The organism is Amycolatopsis antarctica (genome assembly GCF_002262875.1).
Taxonomy (GTDB): Bacteria; Actinomycetota; Actinomycetes; order Mycobacteriales; family Pseudonocardiaceae; genus Amycolatopsis; species Amycolatopsis antarctica.
Genome location: NZ_NKYE01000012.1, coordinates 88,278 through 106,715 on the forward strand (window position 1 = coordinate 88,278; position 18,438 = coordinate 106,715).

An 18,438-nucleotide genomic window follows, 5' to 3' on the forward strand; every position below is an offset into this window, starting at 1 on the left:
ATCGGCAGGCGGCCGGACTCCTCACAGCCTGCCCGCACATCACCGCGAACCCCCGCCCGGCCCGGCCGGAGGAGAAACGACCATGGTCACCGAGAATCGAGCCCGCGGCCGCCGAGCCAACAGGCCCAGGCGCCGCCACGAACGCAACCGCGGCGACGACCTGGTCGGCACCAGTCCAGTTGTCCGGCAGACGGGCGTTACCGGATGGCAGGTGTTCGGCCCCGGGGACGACGATGACCTCACCCTCTCGCCGCGGTGACCCTCACCCTGCTCGTTCCACTGGCCTGCCTCTTGCTCCTGGCCGGCGCCCTGCAACGACTGAGCGGCATCGGTTACGCGCTCGTTGCCAGCCCCGGGCTGCTTGCCGCGGTGGGCCCCGACGAAGCTGTCCGCCTTGTCGCGGTCACCAGCATTGCTTCCTGTGCGGTAGGAATCGCGACCACGTGGCGCGAGTCCCGGCCGTTCGAGGCGTGTGCGCTGGTGCCCTTCGCGTTGCTGGCGATCGTTCCGGCGGGTTACTTCGCCGCTGCGGTCGGGGACGGAGTAGCGACCTTGCTGTGCGGGCTCATCGTGCTACCCGCGCTCGCGATGGCGTTGCGACCGCCGCGCCGGATGGAGCGGGTGCCGCGGTGGTTGGGTGCCGTGGTGGCGGGCAGCTTCTCCGGTGCGATGAACGCCGTGGCAGGACTCGGCGGCCCGATGGCGGCGAGCTACGGCATGAGCCGCCGCTGGGGCGCGGCACTCGTTCCCAACATGCAGCTCTTCCTGCTACTCAGCGCCTTCGGGGTGGTGGTGGTGCGTGGATGGCCTGACCAAGTCGGCAACGGTGACCTTCTGGTGCTGTCGCTGTCCGCTGCGGTCGGCGTGGCCGCGGGCGGCGGTCTCTCGGCGCGGGTGACCTCCAGGACGGCGGGCGCGGTGACCGTCGCCGTCGCGATCACCGGCGCCGGCGTCGCGATCGTTCGCGGTGTCGCCGCCATCGTCTGAGGACGCCGTCCGTCCGTCTCGTCCTCGACGGCAGCCGCGTCCGCCGCGAAGGCGCGCTGCGTCAACGCGTCCTGGTGATATCGGGAACCTCGCCCGACCGCGGCGGTGTTCTCGTTGTGCTCGGCGGACCAATGGCGCGGGCGCACGGGGCGGGCACCAGGCTGGATCCAGGACCTGACCGGACAGCAGCGGTTCAGGGCCGGTACGCGCGCACGAACACCCGTACACCGTCGGCGATCCAGGCCTGGCGTTCGCGCGCGATGACGACCGATGCCGGTGGGCCCGGCGTGGCCGAGACGAGCCGGGAGAAGTGGATCACGGCGCGTTCGGGATCGGGGATGCGCAGCAGTCCGGCCTCGGCCCAGGTGGTCAGGACGAGGGCGAGCTCCGTGCGGACACGCATCGCGCCTGCCCGCCACCATTCGGAGATGACCTCGCTGCCCAGGTGGGCGGCCTCGGCCTGAACCTGGCCGATCAGCGCCCGGTGAGCAGCAGAATGCGGCATGCCGGCCAGCCAGTCACCAGCGTCGTCCAGCCAGTCGGTCGCGAACACCAGCAGCGCCGGTTCGACCTCCTCGACGGTCACGACCGATCGGAGGTGACGTTCGATGAGCGCGGTCTCGGCCTCGGCGATCTGCCGGGCGGAGTCGACGACGGCGGCGGCGAAGAGCGTGGGCTTGTCGACGAAGTGCTTGTAGATGGTCCGGGTGGAGACGCCTGAGGCGGTGGCGATGGCGTCGATGCTCGCTCGGGCATAACCGTCGCGGGCGAAGACCTCACGGCCGCCGACCATGATCGCCTCGTGCTTGTCCGGTCGCAGTCGGCTGGGCGGCCGCCCGGCAGCTTCTTCTCGGCTCACGATGACTCGCTCTCTTCTCCGGTGCCTTGCACGCTGAAACCCAGTATGTAAAGTGCTCGTTGTACTTTACATACTCGAGGAGACACGTCATGACGCGCATCGCCATCATCGCCGGCAGTACCCGCACTCACCGCCGCGGCAAGGCCGTGGCCGACTGGACGTTCACCACCGCCCGGCGGGTCGCTCCCGAAGGGGTGGACGTCGAACTGGTCGATCTGGCCGGCTTCGACCTGCCGGTGCTCGACGAACCCGCCTCCGGCGCCTGGGGCATCTACGCACACGAGCACACCAGGCGGTGGTCCGAAGCGATCGCCGCCGTCGACGGCTACGTACTCGTCACCCCGGAGTACAACCACGGGGTGCCTGGACCGCTGAAGAACGCCATCGACTACCTGTACTACGAGTGGAACCACAAGGCAGTCGGGTTCGTCGGCTACGGCGTCAACGGCGGCGTGCGCGCCGTGGAACAGCTCCGCCAGATCGCCGCCGAACTCAAGCTCGCCGACGTCGCCGCCCAGGTCGCCCTGAACACCTTCACCGACTTCGACTACACCGGCGTCGACATCACCGAGCCCACCGTCACCGGCGTCTTCACCCCCGACGATCGCCACGCCGGAGACCTGGCGAAACTGCTGGACGAGGTCACCGTCTGGAGCCGCGCACTGGCGCCGGTCCGCGCCCAGACGCCCGAGAGTGACGAACGCTGACACCGGAGCCGGGCGGACGTCCGGTGACGGATTCGTTGTCACCGCGCACATCCACCGGTGTTCGGCCGCCGTGGCACCGCCGCGATTGGTGGCCGAGTTCGGTCGTTCGCGCCACGGCCCGGCCCCGGATCGTTAAGGTCGACGATCATGCGATCACGAGCTGGTCTGACCGTCGGTGCCGCACTGGCAATCTGCGCGCTTGCCGCCTGCGGGAGCAACCCGGGCACAAGCGCCGGGACCGTGCCGTTCCCTGGCCAGATCGGGGTGCCCTCGGGGTCGCACGGGGGTAGTAGCGAATCAGCGGGTGAACTACCGGCGGCTTCCGGACCGGTGATCGAGACGGACGATGGGTACCCACTCGAACTGCAAGGGGTGGGCGTGGCCACCGCGACGGAACTCGGCGGCAAGGGTGCCCGGACGGGCGAGCGTTACGTCGTGCTGCTGATCGAGGTGCGCAACGCGACGGGTGACCGCAGCCTCGACGTCTACGACACGAACTGGGAGGGGGCACTCGACATTCATCCCGGCAACACCGACGAGTTCGGATGTGAACCGGTGTGCCAGAAGAGCTTCCAGAACGGCGCGCTGCTCACCGGCGACGAGGTCACCACTCGGCCCGGGGTGCTCATCGGCGGGCGAGCCAAGGAGGGCGAAAGGACGCTACGGGTCGGCGAGAGGTACTACGGCGCCCTGTACGTGTCGCTGGAGGAGAACATCCAACCCGGCCGGCTCGCGGCTTGTGCGCGGGAGATTCGCGAACTCTCCTGCATCAGCCTGGCCGATCTGCCCGAACTTCCGGAGTCGGTGCGGAACATTCTCTGACGCCGGGGCCTGCACCGGCGAGACGACGAGGCCCAGCCCTCGCCCCACGCGGAGACAGTGCGAACCCGGTCGGGCTCCGAGACTTCCGTCCGGATCAGTCACCGCGCGAGAGTCCTCCACCGGCTGACGACGGCGTCACCGGATGGCCTGCGCCACCGCCCGATGCGGCAACGGATCGGGCGGTGACGCGTCGAAGGTGGCCGCCGGCCCCACGACTCGTCCTAGTTGTGTCCACTCGGGACAGTGGTCAGGGCGCGGTCGATCGGTACTGGCGGCACTCGCCGGTGAAGGTGTCGCCGACACAGGCGTGCAGGATCTTCTTCCCCGCCACGGGCAGGCGCCGACGGCCGACCCGGCGGCCGGGGTCCTCGTAGAGCTGATCGGCCAGCCCGTCGAGCAACGCGGAGAAGCGAGTCGCCGCCAGATCGGCGTCCGCGTCGGGTTCGACCTCGCCGCATTCCTTGCCGTTGCGGACCGCGGTGGCAAACTGGGTCCGCAGGTCGGCCGCGGTGGCGCGGGCGACCGCGGCAAGGGCCGGGTTGTCCAGCGACCGGCCACGAAATACGCGGGCGACGCGGTACTCGGCGCGCCGGTCATCGTCCAGCGGCAGCAGTTCCAGCATCCCGTCGAACAGGATCGCCGAGATGGGCCGCTCCCGGGTCTCTCCCCTGTCGATCCGCACGGCCAGCCGAGCGCCGACATCGGCCATCACCTGGCGGTAGGTGAACAGCAGCAGGTCGTCCTTGCTCGGAAAGTAGTGCTGTACCAGGCCGACCGAGAAACCGGCCTCTCGCGCCACCGACGCCATCGTGGCGGCGTCAAGGCCCGCTTCGGCTATCAGGGCGCGCACGGCGGAAGCGATCTGGCGGCGGCGCTGGTCGTGATCGGCTGTTCGTGGCACTCCATAACCATATCAGTGTACGGTTACCTCGAAAACAGTATGGCGATATGGTTATGGGAGCTGTCATGGTTTCGGGTCGGACAGGCGTGGTCGCGCTGACGATGTTGCTGGTCTGCGTCACCGGCACGGAAACAGCGGGCGCGGCCACCGCACCGGATGTGGACGGCTACCTGCACGACCGACTGGCGGCCACCGATACGCCCGGAGCGGCCTGGGCGATCGTCACCGGCGACTCGATCGAGCGGGTCGGCACTTGGGGCCGGGACGGTGACGGCGCACCGGTCACCGAACGGACGCCGTTCCTCTGGGGCTCGGTGTCCAAGCCGGTCACGGCGACCGCGATGCTGACGATGGTCGAAGCGGGCACGGTCGACCTCGACGAGCCGGTGCGTACCTACCTGCCGGCCTTCGCCCTTGCCGACCACGGGCGGGCCTCGCGGATCACCGTGCGGCACCTGCTGGAGCACACGAGCGGCATTCCCGGGGACGCGGCGGGCGTCACCGACCGCTTCGAACCGCGAGCAGACCCGTACCGGGAGGCGGTGGCGGCGCTGGCGGAAATCACGCCACTTTCGGCACCCGGGGACACCCACCGGTACGCCAGCGCGAACTACCTGGTGCTGGGGGCGATCGTGGAGGCGGTCAGCGGGCGGCCCTTCGCCGACTACCTGCGTGAGCACGTGCTCGACCCGCTGGACATGGACGGCGCCATCACCAGCCCGGAGCAGGCGGGTGGCCTCCCAGACGGTCACGGCTACGTGTTCGGACAGCCGGCCGGACTCGCGCCACGCTACGACCGGACCGGCCCGAGCTACGGATACCTCGGCGGCACGGTCACCGATCTCGCCCAGTTCGCGATGGCCCAGCTCGACGAGGGCCGCCACCAGTCCACGCAGGTGCTGGCCCCCGCCTCGGTGAAATCGATGCAGCGCGGCGACGCACGGGTCACCGACACCCAGCGGTACGGCCTGGGATGGCGCGAGGATTCCCGCGTCGCGGGCGACGGGACACGCGCCGTCTGGCACGCCGGAGCCTCGCCCGGTTACCAGACGATGCTCGTACTGCTTCCCGAGCTGGACCGCGGAATCGTCGTGCTGCAGAACGTCTACGGGTTCTTCCAGGACGAGCAGCTCGCCGGCACCGGACTGGGCGCCGCCACGCTGCTCGCCGGAGGGCGACCCGGCGGCACGTCCGGCGGCCCCACGTATCCGGTGTTCGTGGCGGCCCTGTTCGCCGTGCTCGTCACGATCGCGGGCGCGGCCGGCTGGGCGGTGTACCGGATGCCGCGTCCCGGGGCAGTCCGGAGGCGCCGGACCGTGCTGGGCATGGCGGGCTGGGCACTGACCGGTCTCGCCGCCGCCCATGGAGCGGCGGTCGCCCTTCCCGCCGCCTTCGGCGTCGACCTGTCGCTCATGCGGTTGTGGGCGCCGGACATCGGCTGGCTGCTCACCGCGATCGCCGTCGCCGGACTCGCGCTGAGCGCCGTCCGCCTGACCACCGGCTGCCTCCGGCTTCGCCAGGCGGGCGGGCCACCCGCCGACGGCACCGGTGACGGCCTGACGTCACCGGGGCGATCGGATCCGTGACCTCGAACCGGTCGCGACCCGGGGCGCACCGGCGCCGGGTACCCGCCGGGAACCGTTGTCCCGCGGCGCGTGCGGACCACCGGCCTACCGGGTCCGCCTCCACCGATCGGTGGAGGCGCAGGGCCCACCGGTTCCGCGGCGGTCATGACCGCGCGGTCGGTTGGGCACGGCCGCGTCCCACCCCAAGCTCTTGGTATGACGATTATCGAGGTCGACAACCTCGTCAAACACTACGAGGGCTTCACCGCGCTGCACGGGTCAGCTTCGCCGTCGAGCAGGGCGAGATCTTCGGGATACTGGGCCCCAACGGTGCCGGCAAGGAGGCGGCGCGGGACGAACTGTTCCGGGCGGTGGAGACGGCCGCACGAGGACAGGCGGCGCTCTCGCCCGCCGTCGCGACCCGGCTCATGGGAACGATGCGCCAGCCGGCCGTCGAACCGCTGTCGAGACGTGAACTGCAGGTGCTGGAACTGGTCGCCGGTGGCTCGACCAACCGCGAGGCGGCGAAGCAGCTGTTCATCGGCGAATCGACCGTCAAGACGTACCTGTCGCAGGTCTACGCCAAGCTCGGTGTCAACGACCGGGCATCGGCCGTGGCCACCGCTTTCGCGCGCGGCGACCTGCCCCTGCCCCGGGACGAGTGAACCCGCCCGGGAGCAGCGACGTTCAGCTCGACACGGGACCTGCGCCGGAGGTCCGCCTGCGGGCACGGATCCACTTCACGGCCAGCCACAGCACCGCCAACGCGGCACCCGCCACCGCACCCTGCGCGAGTCCGCTGCCGAACCCGTCCGCCGGGGCCACCCGCACCAGACCCGCGACCACGAGAATCAGCAGCGCGAGGAACGGCACCATGCGCAGCCGCAGCATCCGCGTCGACTCGTCGACGTCGACCCCCAGCCGCGCGGCGTACACGGCGCTGATGATCGAGGCGATCCCGAGAACGGCCAGCAGTGTCACGGCGTACGGCATGGACGGTTCGCCACCGATCCAGAGCATTCCGGCGGCCGCCGCCAGCCCCAGGAACAGGATCACCTGGTAGCCGATCGCCGCGGCCTCGTTCCACACGTCCCGCTGGCGTTCCTCGCGGTAGAAGGGATTGTCCAGATCGCCGGCCACGGCGGCCGCGGTCACGAACCAGCCGTCCCCGCCTCGCTCCGGTTGCTCGTTCTGCTCCACGGTCACTCCTTCGTCGCTGTCTTGCCGGATGCCGCACTCGCGACCTCGGCCCGCTCACCGAACAGTTCCTCGACGGACCCGCCGAGCACGCCGACGATCGCCAGCGCCAGATAGACCGAGGGCGCGTAGTCCCCCGCCTCCACCGCCACCACCGTCTGCCGTGCGACGCCCAGTTGCCCGGCCAGTTCCGCCTGGGTCATGCCGGCGGCGGTCCGCGCCGCCCGCACGGCGTTGCGCCGCCCTTTGGCCGATGTCCTGCCCATGACGCCCAGTGTCAAGAAAACTAGACACGAAGTCAAGTAGAGTAGACATTTCTCCTCGGTCCGCGGCCGGGAACCCCCGCGGTGCCGGACGAGACGACCCTCGCGCGCCGGGGCCGGCATCGGCCGGCGTTTGCTAACGTCGGTGCCATGGAGTGCTTCGCGGCGGACCGGACCCGCGCCTGAGAGACGCCCCTCCGGGGGCACGATCACCGTTGCCCGGCGCGGGCAGCGGTGCTTTTCCCGCTCTCAGCAGAAAGGCACTCCCATGGACATTCGTCCACTGCACCCCGGCGATCTTCCCGCCGTTCTCGAACTGACGATCACGGCTTTCCGGCCGTTCTACGAGGATTCGTTCCGTCCGCTCGCCGGTGAGCTCGTCTTCGCCAACCGCCATGGCGCGTGGCGGGAGGACTACCGGCGCCACCTGGCCGCAGTCGCGGACCCGGAGCACGGCAGGTACGCCGCCGTGGCACACATCGACGGGCAGATCATCGGCTTCGCCGGCTGGATCGTCCAGCAGGCCGAACGTCACGGCGAGATCGACATCCTCGCCGTCTCCGGACCGCAGCGGCGCCACGGCACCGGACGCGCACTGGCCGAACACGCCGTGGCGGAGATGAGGAACGCGGGGGCGGAGATGGTCTCGGTCGGTACCGGCGGGGACCGGTTCCACGCCCCCGCCCGTGCCCTGTACGAGTCGCTCGGCTTCACCCCCCTGCCGACCGTCAGCTACACGAAGGCGGTGTGAACGAAGGGGTGGGGCGGACTGCGGGCCGCCCCACCCCGTACCGCCTCAGCGGCGCAAAGCCTTGGCCGCCAGGCGATTGCCGACGAACTGGGCGGCCTGCACCAGAACGATGATGATGGCGACCGCGATCGCGGTGACCGCCCAGTCGAATCGCTGGTAGCCGTACGCGATGGCGAAGTCACCGAGCCCGCCACCACCGACCGCACCCGCCACCGCCGTCATGTCGACGACGGCGACGAACACGAAGGTGTAGCCGAGAATCAACGGCCCCAGCGCTTCCGGGACGAGGAGCGTGACGATGATGCGGGCCGGGGACGCCCCCATCGCGCGTGCCGCCTCGATGATGCCGGGATCGATGGTGACCAGGTTCTGCTCGACGATCCGGGAGATCGCGAAGGTGGCCGCCACGATCAGTGCGAACGTGGCGGCCGGGGTTCCGAGCTGGGTGCCGACGACGCTGATCGTCAGTGGCCCGATCGCCGTGATGAAGATGATGAACGGCACCGGCCGGATGACGTTCACCAGGACGTTCAGCACGGCGAACACGACCCGGTTGGCCAGCAGGCCCCCTGGCCGGCTGGTGTAGAGCAGCACCCCGAGCACCAGCCCGAGAAACCCGCCCACGACCAGGGTGGCCGAGACCATCCAGACCGTCTGCCCGATCGCGGTGAGCAGCACCGGGCCGATGATGTCCCAGTTGGTGTTCACGCCGGTACCTCCTCGACCTCGGTGTGCTGCCGCAGTTCGGCGATGAGCGCGTCGACGTCGGGGTCGGTACCGATCAGCTCCAGGGTGAGCCTGCCGATCGACCGCCCACCCAGGTCCTTGATGCCGCCGTGCACGATCTCGAACCGGACGTCGTGCCGGCCGACCGCGCCGGAGAGCACGGTGCCGATCCTGCGGTCGTCGCGCAGCGCCGCGGTGACCAGGCGCCCGGGGTGCCGCTCCCGGATGCCGCGCAGTTCCTCGCCGCCGGGCCGGTCGTGCAGAACGCTCTGCACGAAACCCCGCGTGGCCACGGCCTCCGGCGCGGTGAACACGTCGAGCACGCTGCCCTGTTCCACGACGCGGCCCGAGTCGAGAACCGCCACCGTGTCCGCGATCCGGCGGACCACATCCATCTCGTGTGTGATGACCACGATCGTCACGCCGAGTTCGGTGTTCACCCGCTGCAGCAGCCGCAGTACGTCGCCGGTCGTCTCCGGGTCCAGCGCGCTGGTGGATTCGTCCGCGAGCAGGATCCGAGGACTGGTCGCGAGTGCCCTCGCGATGCCGACACGCTGTTTCTGCCCACCGGAGAGCTGGTCCGGGTAGTGCCATGCCTTGTCCGTGATGCCCACGAACCGCAGCAGTTCGGTCACCCGTTCCTCGCGCCGCGCCTTGTCCCACCCCGCGACGCGCAGCGGGTAGGCCACGTTGCCGAAAACGGTACGGGAACGCAGCAGGTTGAACTGCTGGAAGATCATCCCGATGTCCCGGCGCACCGCGCGCAGGTCCCGTTCGCGCACAGTGGTCAGGTCGGTGCCGTCGACGCGCACGCTTCCCGAGGTGGCCGGCTCCAGCGCGTTGACCAAACGCACCAGCGTGCTCTTTCCGGCGCCGGAGTAGCCGATGACGGCGAACACCTCGCCCTCGTCGATGGACAGGTCGATTCCGTCCAGCGCCACGACGGTCCGGTCGCCGGTGGCGAACTCCTTGCGGACGCCACGGAATTCGATGATCGGTGTCACTGACATCCTCGTGATCAGTTCGCCGTCGCCCGGACGGTCTCGGTAAGCCGGCCGAGAATCGCCTCCAGGTCCGCCTGTGGCCGGTCGACGAGAACGGAGGTGCCGCGGGACTCGGCCTGCACCTGGTCGGCTACCCGCTTGTCCTTGTACAGCCGGGCGACCGTGAGATACGCGGGATTGTTCTTGTCCTCGGCACGGGAAACGATGGCGTTGATGTAGGGCTCCGCCGCCGGGCTCGCCGGATCGTCGTTGAACAGCGCCTTCGAGGGGTCCAGATCGGCGTCGAGTGCGTAGTTGTTGTTCACCACGGACGCGTCGACCGAATCCAGTGAGGCGGCCGTCTGCGCCGCCTCCACCGGCGTGACACCGACCTTCGAGGCCGCGGTGTCGATCTCCGCCGGAGTGGACAGCACGTTGCCCCCGCCGCGCAGCGACACCAGTCCGGCGGCCTGCAGCACCAGCAGCGCGCGGGCCTGGTTGCTCGGATCGTTCGGAATGGCGACGGTGCCGCCCTGCGGAATCTCGGCGAGCGCCCCGTGCGAACCGGAGTACAGGCCGAGCGGGACCACGTAGGTCGAGCCGATCGGCGTCAGTGAGTCGCCGCTGGATGCGTTGTAGTTCGCCAGGAACAGTACGTGCTGGAACAGGTTGAGATCGATCTGTCCTTGGGAGAGCGCGGGATTGGCCTGGTTGTAGTCGCTGAAGTTCACCGTCTCGATGTCGATTCCCTCGGCGGCGGCGAGATCCTTGAACGTCGTCCAGTACTCCGAGGAGGCATCGGTCACACCGATGCGGACGGCGGTCCGGCCGTCCGCCCGGGGCGAGTCGTCCTGACCGGTGACGACGAAGGTGACGACCGCGGCCACCAGCAGGACGGCGACGGCCCCCGCTCCGAGAATGAATCCCTTGCCACGGCGGGGTTTCTCGGGAAGTACGTTCGGATCGGTGTCGTTCTCGGGCATGGCAACCTCACGTTGTTCCGGGACGGCGCGGCGGGAGATCGCCGCTCTGCGTTCACGGTGCCCGCGGCGGAGGTCCGGGGTGTAGTCATTCCAGCATCCGAGCGTGGAACCGAGGTTTTTGCTCCCGCCGGGACGCACGTGCTATCGGGATTCCGTAGCGGAACGAGGCCGGACACGACTGCGGGACGGCACCCGCGTGCCGTCCCGCAGTCGTTGCCCCGCAACGAGGTCAGGTGGTGGTGACGTTGGCGAAGAGCCAGCTCGCCAGGCCGAGGCCGACCACGAGATTGAATACCGTGGCGGAGGCGAAGACACCGATCGGCCGCCAGCCGGCTTCTTTGAGCGGTGCGATACGGAACTCGAGGCCGATACTGACGAAGGCCAGGATCAGAAACCACGTGCGCAGGTCGTTGACCACCTCGATGACCGGTTTCCCCTCCGCGGAGCCGACAGCGTTGAGATAGACGGTGGCGATGACCGAGGCCGCGATGAAACCGAGGACGAACTTCGGGAACCGCGCCCACAGTTCCCGCAGCGCGATTCCCTTCGCGGTGGGCTTCCGCTCGACGCGCAGGGCGAAGTACGCGGTCAGCGCCACGGCGACGACGCCCATCAGCGCGTTCTGCGTGGTCTTCACGATCGCCGCCGTCTGCAGTGCTTCCTCGCCCGCCAGGGATCCCGCTGCTGTGACCGCGGCCGTGGTGTCGATGTTGCCGCCGATCCAGGCACCGGCAACCTGTGGCGAGAGGCCGAAGCCCTCGGCGAGCAGTGGCAGCAGGAAGATGGACGGCAGGGCGAAGATGATGACCAGACTCGCCGTGTACGCGAGCTGTTCCTTCTTCGCCTGTACCGCCCCGGCGGCGGCGATCGCGGCGCTGACCCCGCAGATCGAGACCGCGGACGCCAGCAGCGCACGGAGCTTGTCACCGAGCCCGAGCTTGCCGCCGAGCCACCAGGTGAAGCCGAACACCAGGGTGATCAGCAGGAACGCCTGCGCGATCGCCGGGCCGGCGGAGCTGACGATGACCGCGAGGTTGATCGAGGCGCCGAGCAGCACCAGTCCCGTCTTGATGAAGAACTCGGTCCGGAAGGCGCCCGCCATCCGGTCCCGGATCCCCGCACGGGAGAGCACCGCGTTGCCCAGCAGGCCCAGCACGATCGCGTAGACGGGAAACTCGATGCCCGCCGCGAAGTCGCCGAACGCGGTGCCCTCGGACCACTCCGGAACGTTCTGTTCCAGGAACCTGGTCAGTGATGCCAGCGCGAGAACCGCGATCAGGCCACCGAGCAGCCAGGCCGCGGACCGCCCGCGGCCGGGGTACTCAGCCGGTACGGCAACCTCGACATCCGCTCCCGCCGGCTCGCCCGCCGAACGTTCCGCCATCACGGCACCAGGCCTTGCGGAACGGCGCCGATCAGCACGAGCGTCAGCAGCAGCAGGCCGACGATGGTAGCGGCCCAGTCCTCGTTGAAGTGCAGGGTTCTCGTCCGCTCGACCTCACCGTCCGCGGACGGTGGTGGATCGGCGCGGTTTCCGGGTTCGGTGGAGGACACACTGACGCCTTTCGTCATGCGGTAACGAGCGTGCGTGAAGCCGGGGCGGCCGGGAACGGCCGCGGGGGTGTACCGGCCTCAGCGGCGAGGCGAGCGGGCCGGCGGATCGCACCGAGTCGGCGTACCGCGGGCGGACGAGCGGGTACCGGTCACCGGAAAACCATACGCAGCAACGGTCGCGTGGCGCGAGGATCGGTTTCGCCGTTCCACTCAGCGGGATCGTCGACGCCGATATGCCGTGTCCGCGCACCGCTACCGCACGGGGCGCCGCGGGACCCCGCACGTCCACAGTGCGGACATCGTTGCCATGTGGGGACATTCGATGCCTACTGGATGCCGAGGCCCACTGGGTGCGCGGACGCGGGCGGAGGTGGCGTATGCGAGACCGCGAGCAGGCCGATGCCCCGGAACCGTTCGAGGTGGCCGTCATCGGCGCCGGGCCGCGTGGTGTCGGCGTCCTGGAACGGCTGGCGGCGAACCTCGGCGAGACGCTCGGTGAGGACGGTACCCGGGAGCCACGGCGCGGAATACGAGTGCACCTGGTGGACCCGCACCCGCCCGGAGGCGGGCGGATCTGGCGCTACCGCCAGTCGCCGCTGCTGCGGATGAACTCCATGCCCGAGGACGTCACCATGTACACCGACGAGACGGTCGTCATGGACGGCCCGGTGCGCCCTGGCCCCTCGCTGCACGAATGGGCCGCGGCGGCGCGTGCGGACCCCCGGCACTTCGGCGTACCCGGCGAGCTGGACGCCGAACTGGCTGCGCTGGGAGCTGACGGGTTCCCCACCAGGCGGTTGCAGAGCGCCTACCTCGACTGGGTGTACCGGCGGGTGGCAGACACGCTGCCGTCCGGTATGGAGGTGCGGATCCACACCACTCGCGCCGTGGACATCGTCGACCGGGCCGACGGCACCCAGCTCGTCGTGCTCGACCACGGCGCAGCGGTGGTGGCGGATGCGGTGCTGCTGACCATCGGGCACATCGACGCCGAGCCGGGCGCGGAATTCGGTGAGGTGGCCGGGTTCGCCCGGCGGCACGGGCTCATCCACCACCCGCCCGGCTACACCGCCGACGTCGACTACTCGGACGTCCCGGGCGGAGAACCCGCCATCGTCCGCGGGCTCGGGCTGGCGTTCGTCGACCTGATGCTGCTGCTCACCGAGGGCCGTGGCGGCCGGTTCACCGAGCAACCCTGCGGTGGCCTCCGTTACCTGCCCAGCGGCCGGGAACCACTGCTGTACGTGGGTTCCGGCCGCGGCGTTCCGTACCACGCGAAGACCGGCTACCGGTTTCCCGGAGAGCCGCCGGAGTTGCCGCGGTTCTTCCGCGGCGAGACCGTCGACGAACTCGTTCGTTCCGGTGTGCCGCTGGACTTCCACCGTGACCTGTGGCCGCACATCGCGAAGGAACTCGCGTGGGGCCACTACGCCGAACTGTTCGGCGCGCACCCGGACCGGGTACGGCTTCCGTTCGAGTCGTTCGCCCGCGCGTTCGCCGAGACGGAATGGGACACGCCGCGGATGCGCGCGCTCGTCGAGCGCGCCGTGCCCGCCGAGTCGGACCGGCTGGACCTCCGCTCGCTCGACCGTCCGCTGGCGGGGCTGCGTTTCTCCGGTATCGAGGAACTCGGCAAGCACGTCCGCGACTACATCGAATCGGATCTGTCCCGCCGCGCCGACCCGCACTTCAGTGCGGATCTGGGGATGTTCGCCGCCCTGCTGTCGGTGATGGGAACGTTGCTGCCGCTGGTGTCCACCGGGGCCGTCGACGGGCGGTCCATGCTCACCGACGTCGACCGGTGGTGGTTCGGCTTCTTCAGCTACATCGCCAGCGGCCCTCCTCCGCGCAGGCTCGCGGAACTGCTCGCCTTGCAGGAGGCGGGAATAGTCACGTTCCTCGGCGCGGACACCCGGGTGGACCTCGTCGAGGAGAGCGGCACGTTCCGCGCCGGCAGTGACAGCGTTCCGGACACGGTCGACGCCGCCACGCTGATCGAGGCGCGACTGCCCGAACCGAGCCTCCGGCGTTCGGTGGACCCGCTGCTGCGGCACTTGCTCGCGGGGGGCGGCCTCACCGAGGAAACTTTGCGGTACAACGGTTCCGGTTCGACAGTGCCGTCCGGCCGGATACGTACCCGGGTCGCCGACGGCAGAGTGGTCCGACCGGACGGCCAGGTGCATCCGCGGCGGTTCGCGCTCGGTCCGCACACGACGGCAAGGTCACCAGGGGCGTTCACCAGGCCGCGCACCAACGCCGCGTCGTTCCGGCACAACGACCGGGTCGCAAGGGAAATCCTCGCCCTTCTCCTGGAGGAGCCGTGATCGTGGCACGCTGGTGGCGCGCGCTGGCCACCCGGTGGGCGGTGCGCGACCAGCGACCCGCCCGGCTCCTGCTGGATCTGTGGTCACACGCGACGAGCGGAAGCTGAGGTCCTGCCGCCCGGTTCGGGTCAGCCCGGCGCGCCGCTCCACCAGCGGCGGGCCACCTCCGGGTGCGACCGCAGCCAGCCCGCCAGCGCGTGCTCGCCGTAGCGCGTGCTCCCCGGACCGCCCTGGCCGTCGAGCGGCTCGACGATCGCGTCCAGGCGCGGCGCCATGAACAGCGCGACCGAGAGCCGGTCGGCATCCGGGCGCACGACCCCGTGGCTGGTCGCCACGATCCGGCCACCGGCGGCGAGTTCCAGCATCTCCCCGATGTTCACCACGAAACTGCCCGCTCTCGGCGGCACGTCGATCCACTCGCCGTCCGGGCCGCGGACCTGCAGTCCACCGACCTCGTGCTGCTGCAGCAGCGTCAGGTAGCCGTAGTCCTTGTGTTCGCCGACCCCCTGCGACCCGGCTCCCCGCGATCCGGCACCGTCCTTGGCCGCCGGATAGTGCAGGATCTTCATGTGTGTCGCGGCTTCCTCGTCGAACCAGGTCCCGAAGTAGGTCTCCTCGCGACCCAGCATCACCGCCAGCGCACCGAGAAGTTCCCGGCCCGCGCGCACGACCTCGTGCTGCCAGTCGAGTGCGGCGGCCCGCAGTTCCGGTAGCGCGTCCGGCCACTGGTTCGGCCCCCGCAGGCCCCACCACGACGGATCGCCCGGCCGCGGAACCACGGCCGGACGTTCCGGGCCGATGTCCAACTGCTCACGCCGGTCTCGCACACCGCCGGTGAACTCGTTGCCATCGCGGGTGTATCCCCGGAAATGCGGGGAGTGGACGTTCTCGATCGCCAGCCGCTGTTCCAGCGGCAGGCGGAAGAACTCGGCGGCGAGGTCGGCGATCCGGCGCGTCACCCGCTCCGGAACGCCGTGCCCCCGCAGATAGAAGAAGCCGACCCCGCCCGCGGCGGCGCGCAGCTCGCGGACGAAGGCGGCACGTTCGGCGCCTCCCGCCCGGAACCGCCCGAGATCGAGCACCGGAAGCGATCGTGTGCTCATCCCGCGCCCCGTTCCCGGTGACGGCCGGAGTCCGTGCGAAGGCCGAGATGGTGGCGCAGAGTCGGACCCTCGTAGTCGGCGCGGAAAGCGCCACGTTCCTGTAGCAGCGGCACGACGGTGTCGGCGAACTCGTCGAGGCCGCCCGGCGTCACGTGCGGCACCAGGATGAATCCGTCGGCCGCGTCCCGCTGGACCAGGTCGTCGATCGTGTCGGCGACGGTGCGGGCGGAACCGACGAAGGTCTGCCGCCCGCTGACCTCGATCACCAGCTCGCGCAGCGACAACCCCTTGGCCTCGGCCAGTTCCCGCCACCGGTGCGCGGTGGCGACCGGGTCACGGTGCATCCGGGTACTGGCACGTCCCCTGGCAACGGTGTTCTCACCAGGGATCGGGTCGACCTCGGGCAGTGGACCATCCGGGTCGTACGCCGACAGGTCGCGGTTCCAGAGCTGTTCGGCCGTCAGGATCGCGGTCCGCCCGCTCACCTGCTGCCGTCGCACGAGCGCCGCCTTCTCCTCCGCGTCCGCGTCGGTGTCGCCGAGGACGAACGTCGCCGCGGGGAGCACCACCAGGTCCTCCGGGCGCCGTCCGTGGGCGGCCAGGCGTCCTTTCACGTCGGCGTAGAACTCCCTGCCCGCGTCGAGGGTGGCGTGCCGGGTGAAGATCGCGTCCGCGGACGCGGCAGCGAACTCCCTGCCCTCCTCCGAATCGCCCGCTTGGAGGACGACCGGTCTGCCCTGCGGTGAACGGGGCACGTCGAAACGGCCGGAGATGTCGAAATGCCGGTCGCGGTAGGCGAAATCGCCCGCCCCGGCACGGGACAGGAACCGGCCCGCGTCCACGTCCACGGCGACGTCGCCGGTGCGCCACGAGTCGAACAACAGCGAGGCAGCGCTCAGGAAGGATCTCGCGCGCTCGTACCTGTCCTGTTCGGGAAGGAAACCGCCGCGGCGGAAGTTCTCGCCGGTGAACGCGTCCCAGGAGGTCACCACGTTCCATCCGGCCCGGCCGTCCGACAGGTGGTCCAGACTGGCGAACTGGCGTGCGACCTCGTAGGGCTCGTTGAAGGTGGAGTTGATCGTCCCGGTGAGACCGAGCCTTCCGGTGACGGCGGCGAGCGCGCTGAGCACGGCGAAAGTGTCGGGTCTGCCGACGACGTCGAGGTCGTGGATCAGGCCGCCCTGCTCCCGCAGGCGCAGCCCCTCGGCGAGGAAGAACAGGTCGAACTTCGCGCGCTCGGCGGTTCTGGCCATGTGCACGAAGGACTCGAACTCGATGTGGCTGCCCGCCGCCGGGTCGCTCCAGACGGTGGTGTTGTTGACCCCGGGGAAATGGGCGGCCAGGTGGATCTGCTTGCGCGGGGCGCTCATGCGGTCACCTCCGGGTAGCGGTTGGCCGGCCGGGACAGGCCGAGGTGCCCCCGCAGGGTCGAGGACGTGTATTCCTCCCGGAAGAGTCCGCGGGCGCGCAGTTCGGGCACCAGCGTGCGGGTGATCGCCTCCAGGTCGTGCGGCACCGCGGCCGGCCGCAACCGGAACCCGGCCAGATCGCCGGCCTCGGCGAGGACGGTGAGTTCGTCGGCGAGTGCGGCGGCGGTGCCGGCGAACACCCGCGCGTCCGAGGTGTACTCGGTGCCGTCCGCCTGGTCCAGGCGTGCCTTCCGGTCCGCTGCCACCCCGGCGCCCTCGTCCAGGAACACCACCAGATCCGCGAAGACCTTCGGTGTGCCCGGCGGAAGCCCGTGTTCCTCCCTGATCGCCCGGAGGTCACCGGCGATCGCCCCCGCGTCCTCGGCGTCGGCCGGGGTGACGAAGACGAGGTCGGCCGCGCGGACCGCCAGCCGGTACGCCTCGGCCCCGTGTGCCAGAACCGCCACCGGGGGTTGCCCCTGCGGTGGGCGCGGCGTGATGGACGGCCCCCTGACCGCGAACCACGCGCCCTCGAAGTCGATGTAGTGCAGCTTCTCCCGGTCGATGAACCGGCCGGTCGCCACGTCGCGGATCTCGGCGTCGTCCTCCCACGAGTCCCACAGCCTGCGCTGTACCTCGACGTGGTCCGCGGCCTCGTCGAACAGTTCCCCGGCCAGGCCCGGGAACTGCGGGGAGGACGGGTCGAACACCGGAAGCGACCTTCTGCCGAAGTGGGCCGCGTCCGACCGGCGGGCCGACACCCTCGCCCGCACCCCGGCCCGGCCGTGGCTCACGAAGTCCAGCGTGGCAACGGATTTGGAGATGTGGAACGGTTCGGTGTGCGTGGTGACCACATCCGGCACCAGGCCGATCCGGTGCGTCAGCGGCGCCACCGTGGACGCGATCAGCGTGGCGTCGAGATGCCCGCGCACCTGGTCGGTCCGGTCGTCGTCACCGTCGTCCAGTGTGGACTGCAGACCGAGCCGGTCCTCGAAGGTCGCGAAGTCGAGCGCGCCGCGCTCGGCCTCCGCGACGAGCTCCGTCCAGTATCCGGCGGTGAACAGTTCGGCGGGCCGGGCTCCGGCCGCCCGCCAGGCCGCCGGATGCCACCCCGCACCGTTCAGGGCCACCGCCAGGTGCAGTGCACGTCCGTCCGCCATCGAATCGCCTCCGCGTGAGTGAGCAGCAGGTTCACCCCGTGCAGCGGAGACCGGCGGGCACGCATTCCGGCATCCAGATACTGGGACGGCACGCGGCCGTGCGGCGGTTCCGGCCCGCACACCGTGTCGGATGCGGGCCGGAAC

Annotated in this window: 18 protein-coding genes and 1 pseudogene; 7 read left to right on the forward strand and 12 right to left on the reverse strand. The window is 70.2% G+C overall.

All coding sequences use genetic code 11. From position 1 onward, the window contains the following. Positions 1 to 255 precede the first annotated feature (255 nt). Positions 256 to 987: a TSUP family transporter gene (locus CFN78_RS19070; protein ID WP_094864203.1), complete on the forward strand. Its 732-nt coding sequence runs from the start codon at positions 256 to 258 to the stop codon at positions 985 to 987. A 193-nt stretch (positions 988 to 1,180) separates the two neighbouring features. Here CFN78_RS19070 and CFN78_RS19075 read toward each other — a convergent pair whose 3' ends face one another. Next, positions 1,181 to 1,846: a TetR/AcrR family transcriptional regulator gene (locus CFN78_RS19075; protein WP_205660570.1), complete on the reverse strand. Its 666-nt coding sequence runs from the start codon at positions 1,844 to 1,846 to the stop codon at positions 1,181 to 1,183. Positions 1,847 to 1,935: 89 nt separating this feature from the next. Here CFN78_RS19075 and CFN78_RS19080 point away from each other — a divergent pair, with 89 nt between their 5' ends. Both CFN78_RS19080 and CFN78_RS19085 read left to right on the forward strand, forming a co-directional pair. Next, the gene (locus tag CFN78_RS19080; protein ID WP_094864205.1) at positions 1,936 to 2,553 is read left to right on the forward strand and encodes an NADPH-dependent FMN reductase; all 618 of its coding nucleotides are present in this window, start codon (positions 1,936 to 1,938) and stop codon (positions 2,551 to 2,553) included. Positions 2,554 to 2,931: 378 nt separating this feature from the next. Further along, positions 2,932 to 3,375, forward strand: coding sequence for a hypothetical protein (locus CFN78_RS19085; RefSeq protein ID WP_133116385.1), 444 nt, complete (start codon positions 2,932 to 2,934; stop codon positions 3,373 to 3,375). A 247-nt stretch (positions 3,376 to 3,622) separates the two neighbouring features. Here CFN78_RS19085 and CFN78_RS19090 read toward each other — a convergent pair whose 3' ends face one another. Then, complete coding sequence (locus CFN78_RS19090; RefSeq protein WP_094864207.1) at positions 3,623 to 4,276, reverse strand: TetR/AcrR family transcriptional regulator; 654 nt, start codon at positions 4,274 to 4,276, stop codon at positions 3,623 to 3,625. A gap of 65 nt (positions 4,277 to 4,341) precedes the next feature. On the opposite strand from CFN78_RS19090, the gene CFN78_RS19095 reads away from it, so the two are divergent. Together CFN78_RS19095 and CFN78_RS19100 are read left to right on the forward strand one after the other, a co-directional pair. Then, positions 4,342 to 5,862, forward strand: coding sequence for a serine hydrolase domain-containing protein (locus tag CFN78_RS19095; protein WP_165777620.1), 1,521 nt, complete (start codon positions 4,342 to 4,344; stop codon positions 5,860 to 5,862). 317 nt (positions 5,863 to 6,179) lie between these two features. Continuing rightward, positions 6,180 to 6,506, forward strand: a pseudogene (locus CFN78_RS19100) (helix-turn-helix domain-containing protein); the annotation flags it as partial. A 22-nt stretch (positions 6,507 to 6,528) separates the two neighbouring features. Here the strand turns inward: CFN78_RS19100 and CFN78_RS19105 are convergent. Together CFN78_RS19105 and CFN78_RS19110 are read right to left on the reverse strand one after the other, a co-directional pair. Then, positions 6,529 to 7,041 (reverse strand): hypothetical protein, encoded by a 513-nt coding sequence (locus CFN78_RS19105; protein ID WP_133116386.1) that lies wholly within the window; start codon positions 7,039 to 7,041, stop codon positions 6,529 to 6,531. A 2-nt stretch (positions 7,042 to 7,043) separates the two neighbouring features. Next, positions 7,044 to 7,304, reverse strand: coding sequence for a helix-turn-helix transcriptional regulator (locus tag CFN78_RS19110; protein WP_094864210.1), 261 nt, complete (start codon positions 7,302 to 7,304; stop codon positions 7,044 to 7,046). A gap of 265 nt (positions 7,305 to 7,569) precedes the next feature. Here CFN78_RS19110 and CFN78_RS19115 point away from each other — a divergent pair, with 265 nt between their 5' ends. Beyond that, entirely contained in the window at positions 7,570 to 8,052 is a 483-nt protein-coding gene (locus CFN78_RS19115; RefSeq protein WP_094864211.1) for a GNAT family N-acetyltransferase, read from the forward strand. Between the two features lie 45 nt (positions 8,053 to 8,097). Here CFN78_RS19115 and CFN78_RS19120 read toward each other — a convergent pair whose 3' ends face one another. The 5 genes from CFN78_RS19120 to CFN78_RS29235 form a co-directional block, all read right to left on the reverse strand. Beyond that, complete coding sequence (locus CFN78_RS19120; RefSeq protein WP_094864212.1) at positions 8,098 to 8,760, reverse strand: methionine ABC transporter permease; 663 nt, start codon at positions 8,758 to 8,760, stop codon at positions 8,098 to 8,100. After that, positions 8,757 to 9,788, reverse strand: coding sequence for a methionine ABC transporter ATP-binding protein (locus CFN78_RS19125; RefSeq protein ID WP_094864213.1), 1,032 nt, complete (start codon positions 9,786 to 9,788; stop codon positions 8,757 to 8,759). The genes CFN78_RS19120 and CFN78_RS19125 overlap by 4 nt, the downstream gene beginning before the upstream one ends. An 8-nt stretch (positions 9,789 to 9,796) precedes the next feature. Next, positions 9,797 to 10,744, reverse strand: coding sequence for a MetQ/NlpA family ABC transporter substrate-binding protein (locus tag CFN78_RS19130; protein ID WP_094864214.1), 948 nt, complete (start codon positions 10,742 to 10,744; stop codon positions 9,797 to 9,799). A gap of 229 nt (positions 10,745 to 10,973) precedes the next feature. Then, the gene (locus CFN78_RS19135; RefSeq protein WP_094864215.1) at positions 10,974 to 12,128 is read right to left on the reverse strand and encodes a YeiH family protein; all 1,155 of its coding nucleotides are present in this window, start codon (positions 12,126 to 12,128) and stop codon (positions 10,974 to 10,976) included. Continuing rightward, positions 12,128 to 12,298, reverse strand: coding sequence for a hypothetical protein (locus tag CFN78_RS29235; protein WP_165777618.1), 171 nt, complete (start codon positions 12,296 to 12,298; stop codon positions 12,128 to 12,130). The genes CFN78_RS19135 and CFN78_RS29235 overlap by 1 nt, the downstream gene beginning before the upstream one ends. 377 nt (positions 12,299 to 12,675) lie before the next feature. On the opposite strand from CFN78_RS29235, the gene CFN78_RS19140 reads away from it, so the two are divergent. After that, positions 12,676 to 14,622 carry an FAD/NAD(P)-binding protein gene (locus CFN78_RS19140; protein ID WP_094864216.1) on the forward strand — a complete coding sequence of 649 codons (1,947 nt, stop codon included), beginning with the start codon at positions 12,676 to 12,678 and terminating at the stop codon, positions 14,620 to 14,622. Positions 14,623 to 14,750: 128 nt separating this feature from the next. Here the strand turns inward: CFN78_RS19140 and CFN78_RS19145 are convergent, their stop codons facing one another. The 3 genes from CFN78_RS19145 to CFN78_RS19155 are packed head-to-tail and all read right to left on the reverse strand — an operon-like array spanning position 14,751 to position 18,294. After that, a complete protein-coding gene (locus CFN78_RS19145) occupies positions 14,751 to 15,725 on the reverse strand; it encodes an isopenicillin N synthase family dioxygenase (protein WP_094864217.1) in 975 nt (324 codons plus the stop codon). Beyond that, on the reverse strand, positions 15,722 to 17,095 hold the full coding sequence (locus CFN78_RS19150; RefSeq protein WP_094864218.1) for an NtaA/DmoA family FMN-dependent monooxygenase: 1,374 nt from the start codon (positions 17,093 to 17,095) through the stop codon (positions 15,722 to 15,724). The genes CFN78_RS19145 and CFN78_RS19150 overlap by 4 nt, the downstream gene beginning before the upstream one ends. Next, on the reverse strand, positions 17,092 to 18,294 hold the full coding sequence (locus CFN78_RS19155) for an LLM class flavin-dependent oxidoreductase (RefSeq protein ID WP_094864219.1): 1,203 nt from the start codon (positions 18,292 to 18,294) through the stop codon (positions 17,092 to 17,094). The genes CFN78_RS19150 and CFN78_RS19155 overlap by 4 nt, the downstream gene beginning before the upstream one ends. Positions 18,295 to 18,438 lie beyond the last annotated feature (144 nt).

What these genes read in the sequence shown, in the direction of transcription:
- CFN78_RS19080 (WP_094864205.1), top strand. Translation starts at nt 1,936, where the DNA reads ATGACGCGCATCGCCATCATCGCCGGCAGTACCCGCACTCACCGCCGC.
- CFN78_RS19095 (WP_165777620.1), top strand. Translation starts at nt 4,342, where the DNA reads ATGGTTTCGGGTCGGACAGGCGTGGTCGCGCTGACGATGTTGCTGGTC.
- CFN78_RS19110 (WP_094864210.1), bottom strand. Translation starts at nt 7,304, where the DNA reads ATGGGCAGGACATCGGCCAAAGGGCGGCGCAACGCCGTGCGGGCGGCG.
- CFN78_RS19115 (WP_094864211.1), top strand. Translation starts at nt 7,570, where the DNA reads ATGGACATTCGTCCACTGCACCCCGGCGATCTTCCCGCCGTTCTCGAA.
- CFN78_RS19125 (WP_094864213.1), bottom strand. Translation starts at nt 9,788, where the DNA reads ATGTCAGTGACACCGATCATCGAATTCCGTGGCGTCCGCAAGGAGTTC.
- CFN78_RS19130 (WP_094864214.1), bottom strand. Translation starts at nt 10,744, where the DNA reads ATGCCCGAGAACGACACCGATCCGAACGTACTTCCCGAGAAACCCCGC.
- CFN78_RS19135 (WP_094864215.1), bottom strand. Translation starts at nt 12,128, where the DNA reads ATGGCGGAACGTTCGGCGGGCGAGCCGGCGGGAGCGGATGTCGAGGTT.
- CFN78_RS19140 (WP_094864216.1), top strand. Translation starts at nt 12,676, where the DNA reads ATGCGAGACCGCGAGCAGGCCGATGCCCCGGAACCGTTCGAGGTGGCC.
- CFN78_RS19145 (WP_094864217.1), bottom strand. Translation starts at nt 15,725, where the DNA reads ATGAGCACACGATCGCTTCCGGTGCTCGATCTCGGGCGGTTCCGGGCG.
- CFN78_RS19150 (WP_094864218.1), bottom strand. Translation starts at nt 17,095, where the DNA reads ATGAGCGCCCCGCGCAAGCAGATCCACCTGGCCGCCCATTTCCCCGGG.
- CFN78_RS19155 (WP_094864219.1), bottom strand. Translation starts at nt 18,294, where the DNA reads ATGGCGGACGGACGTGCACTGCACCTGGCGGTGGCCCTGAACGGTGCG.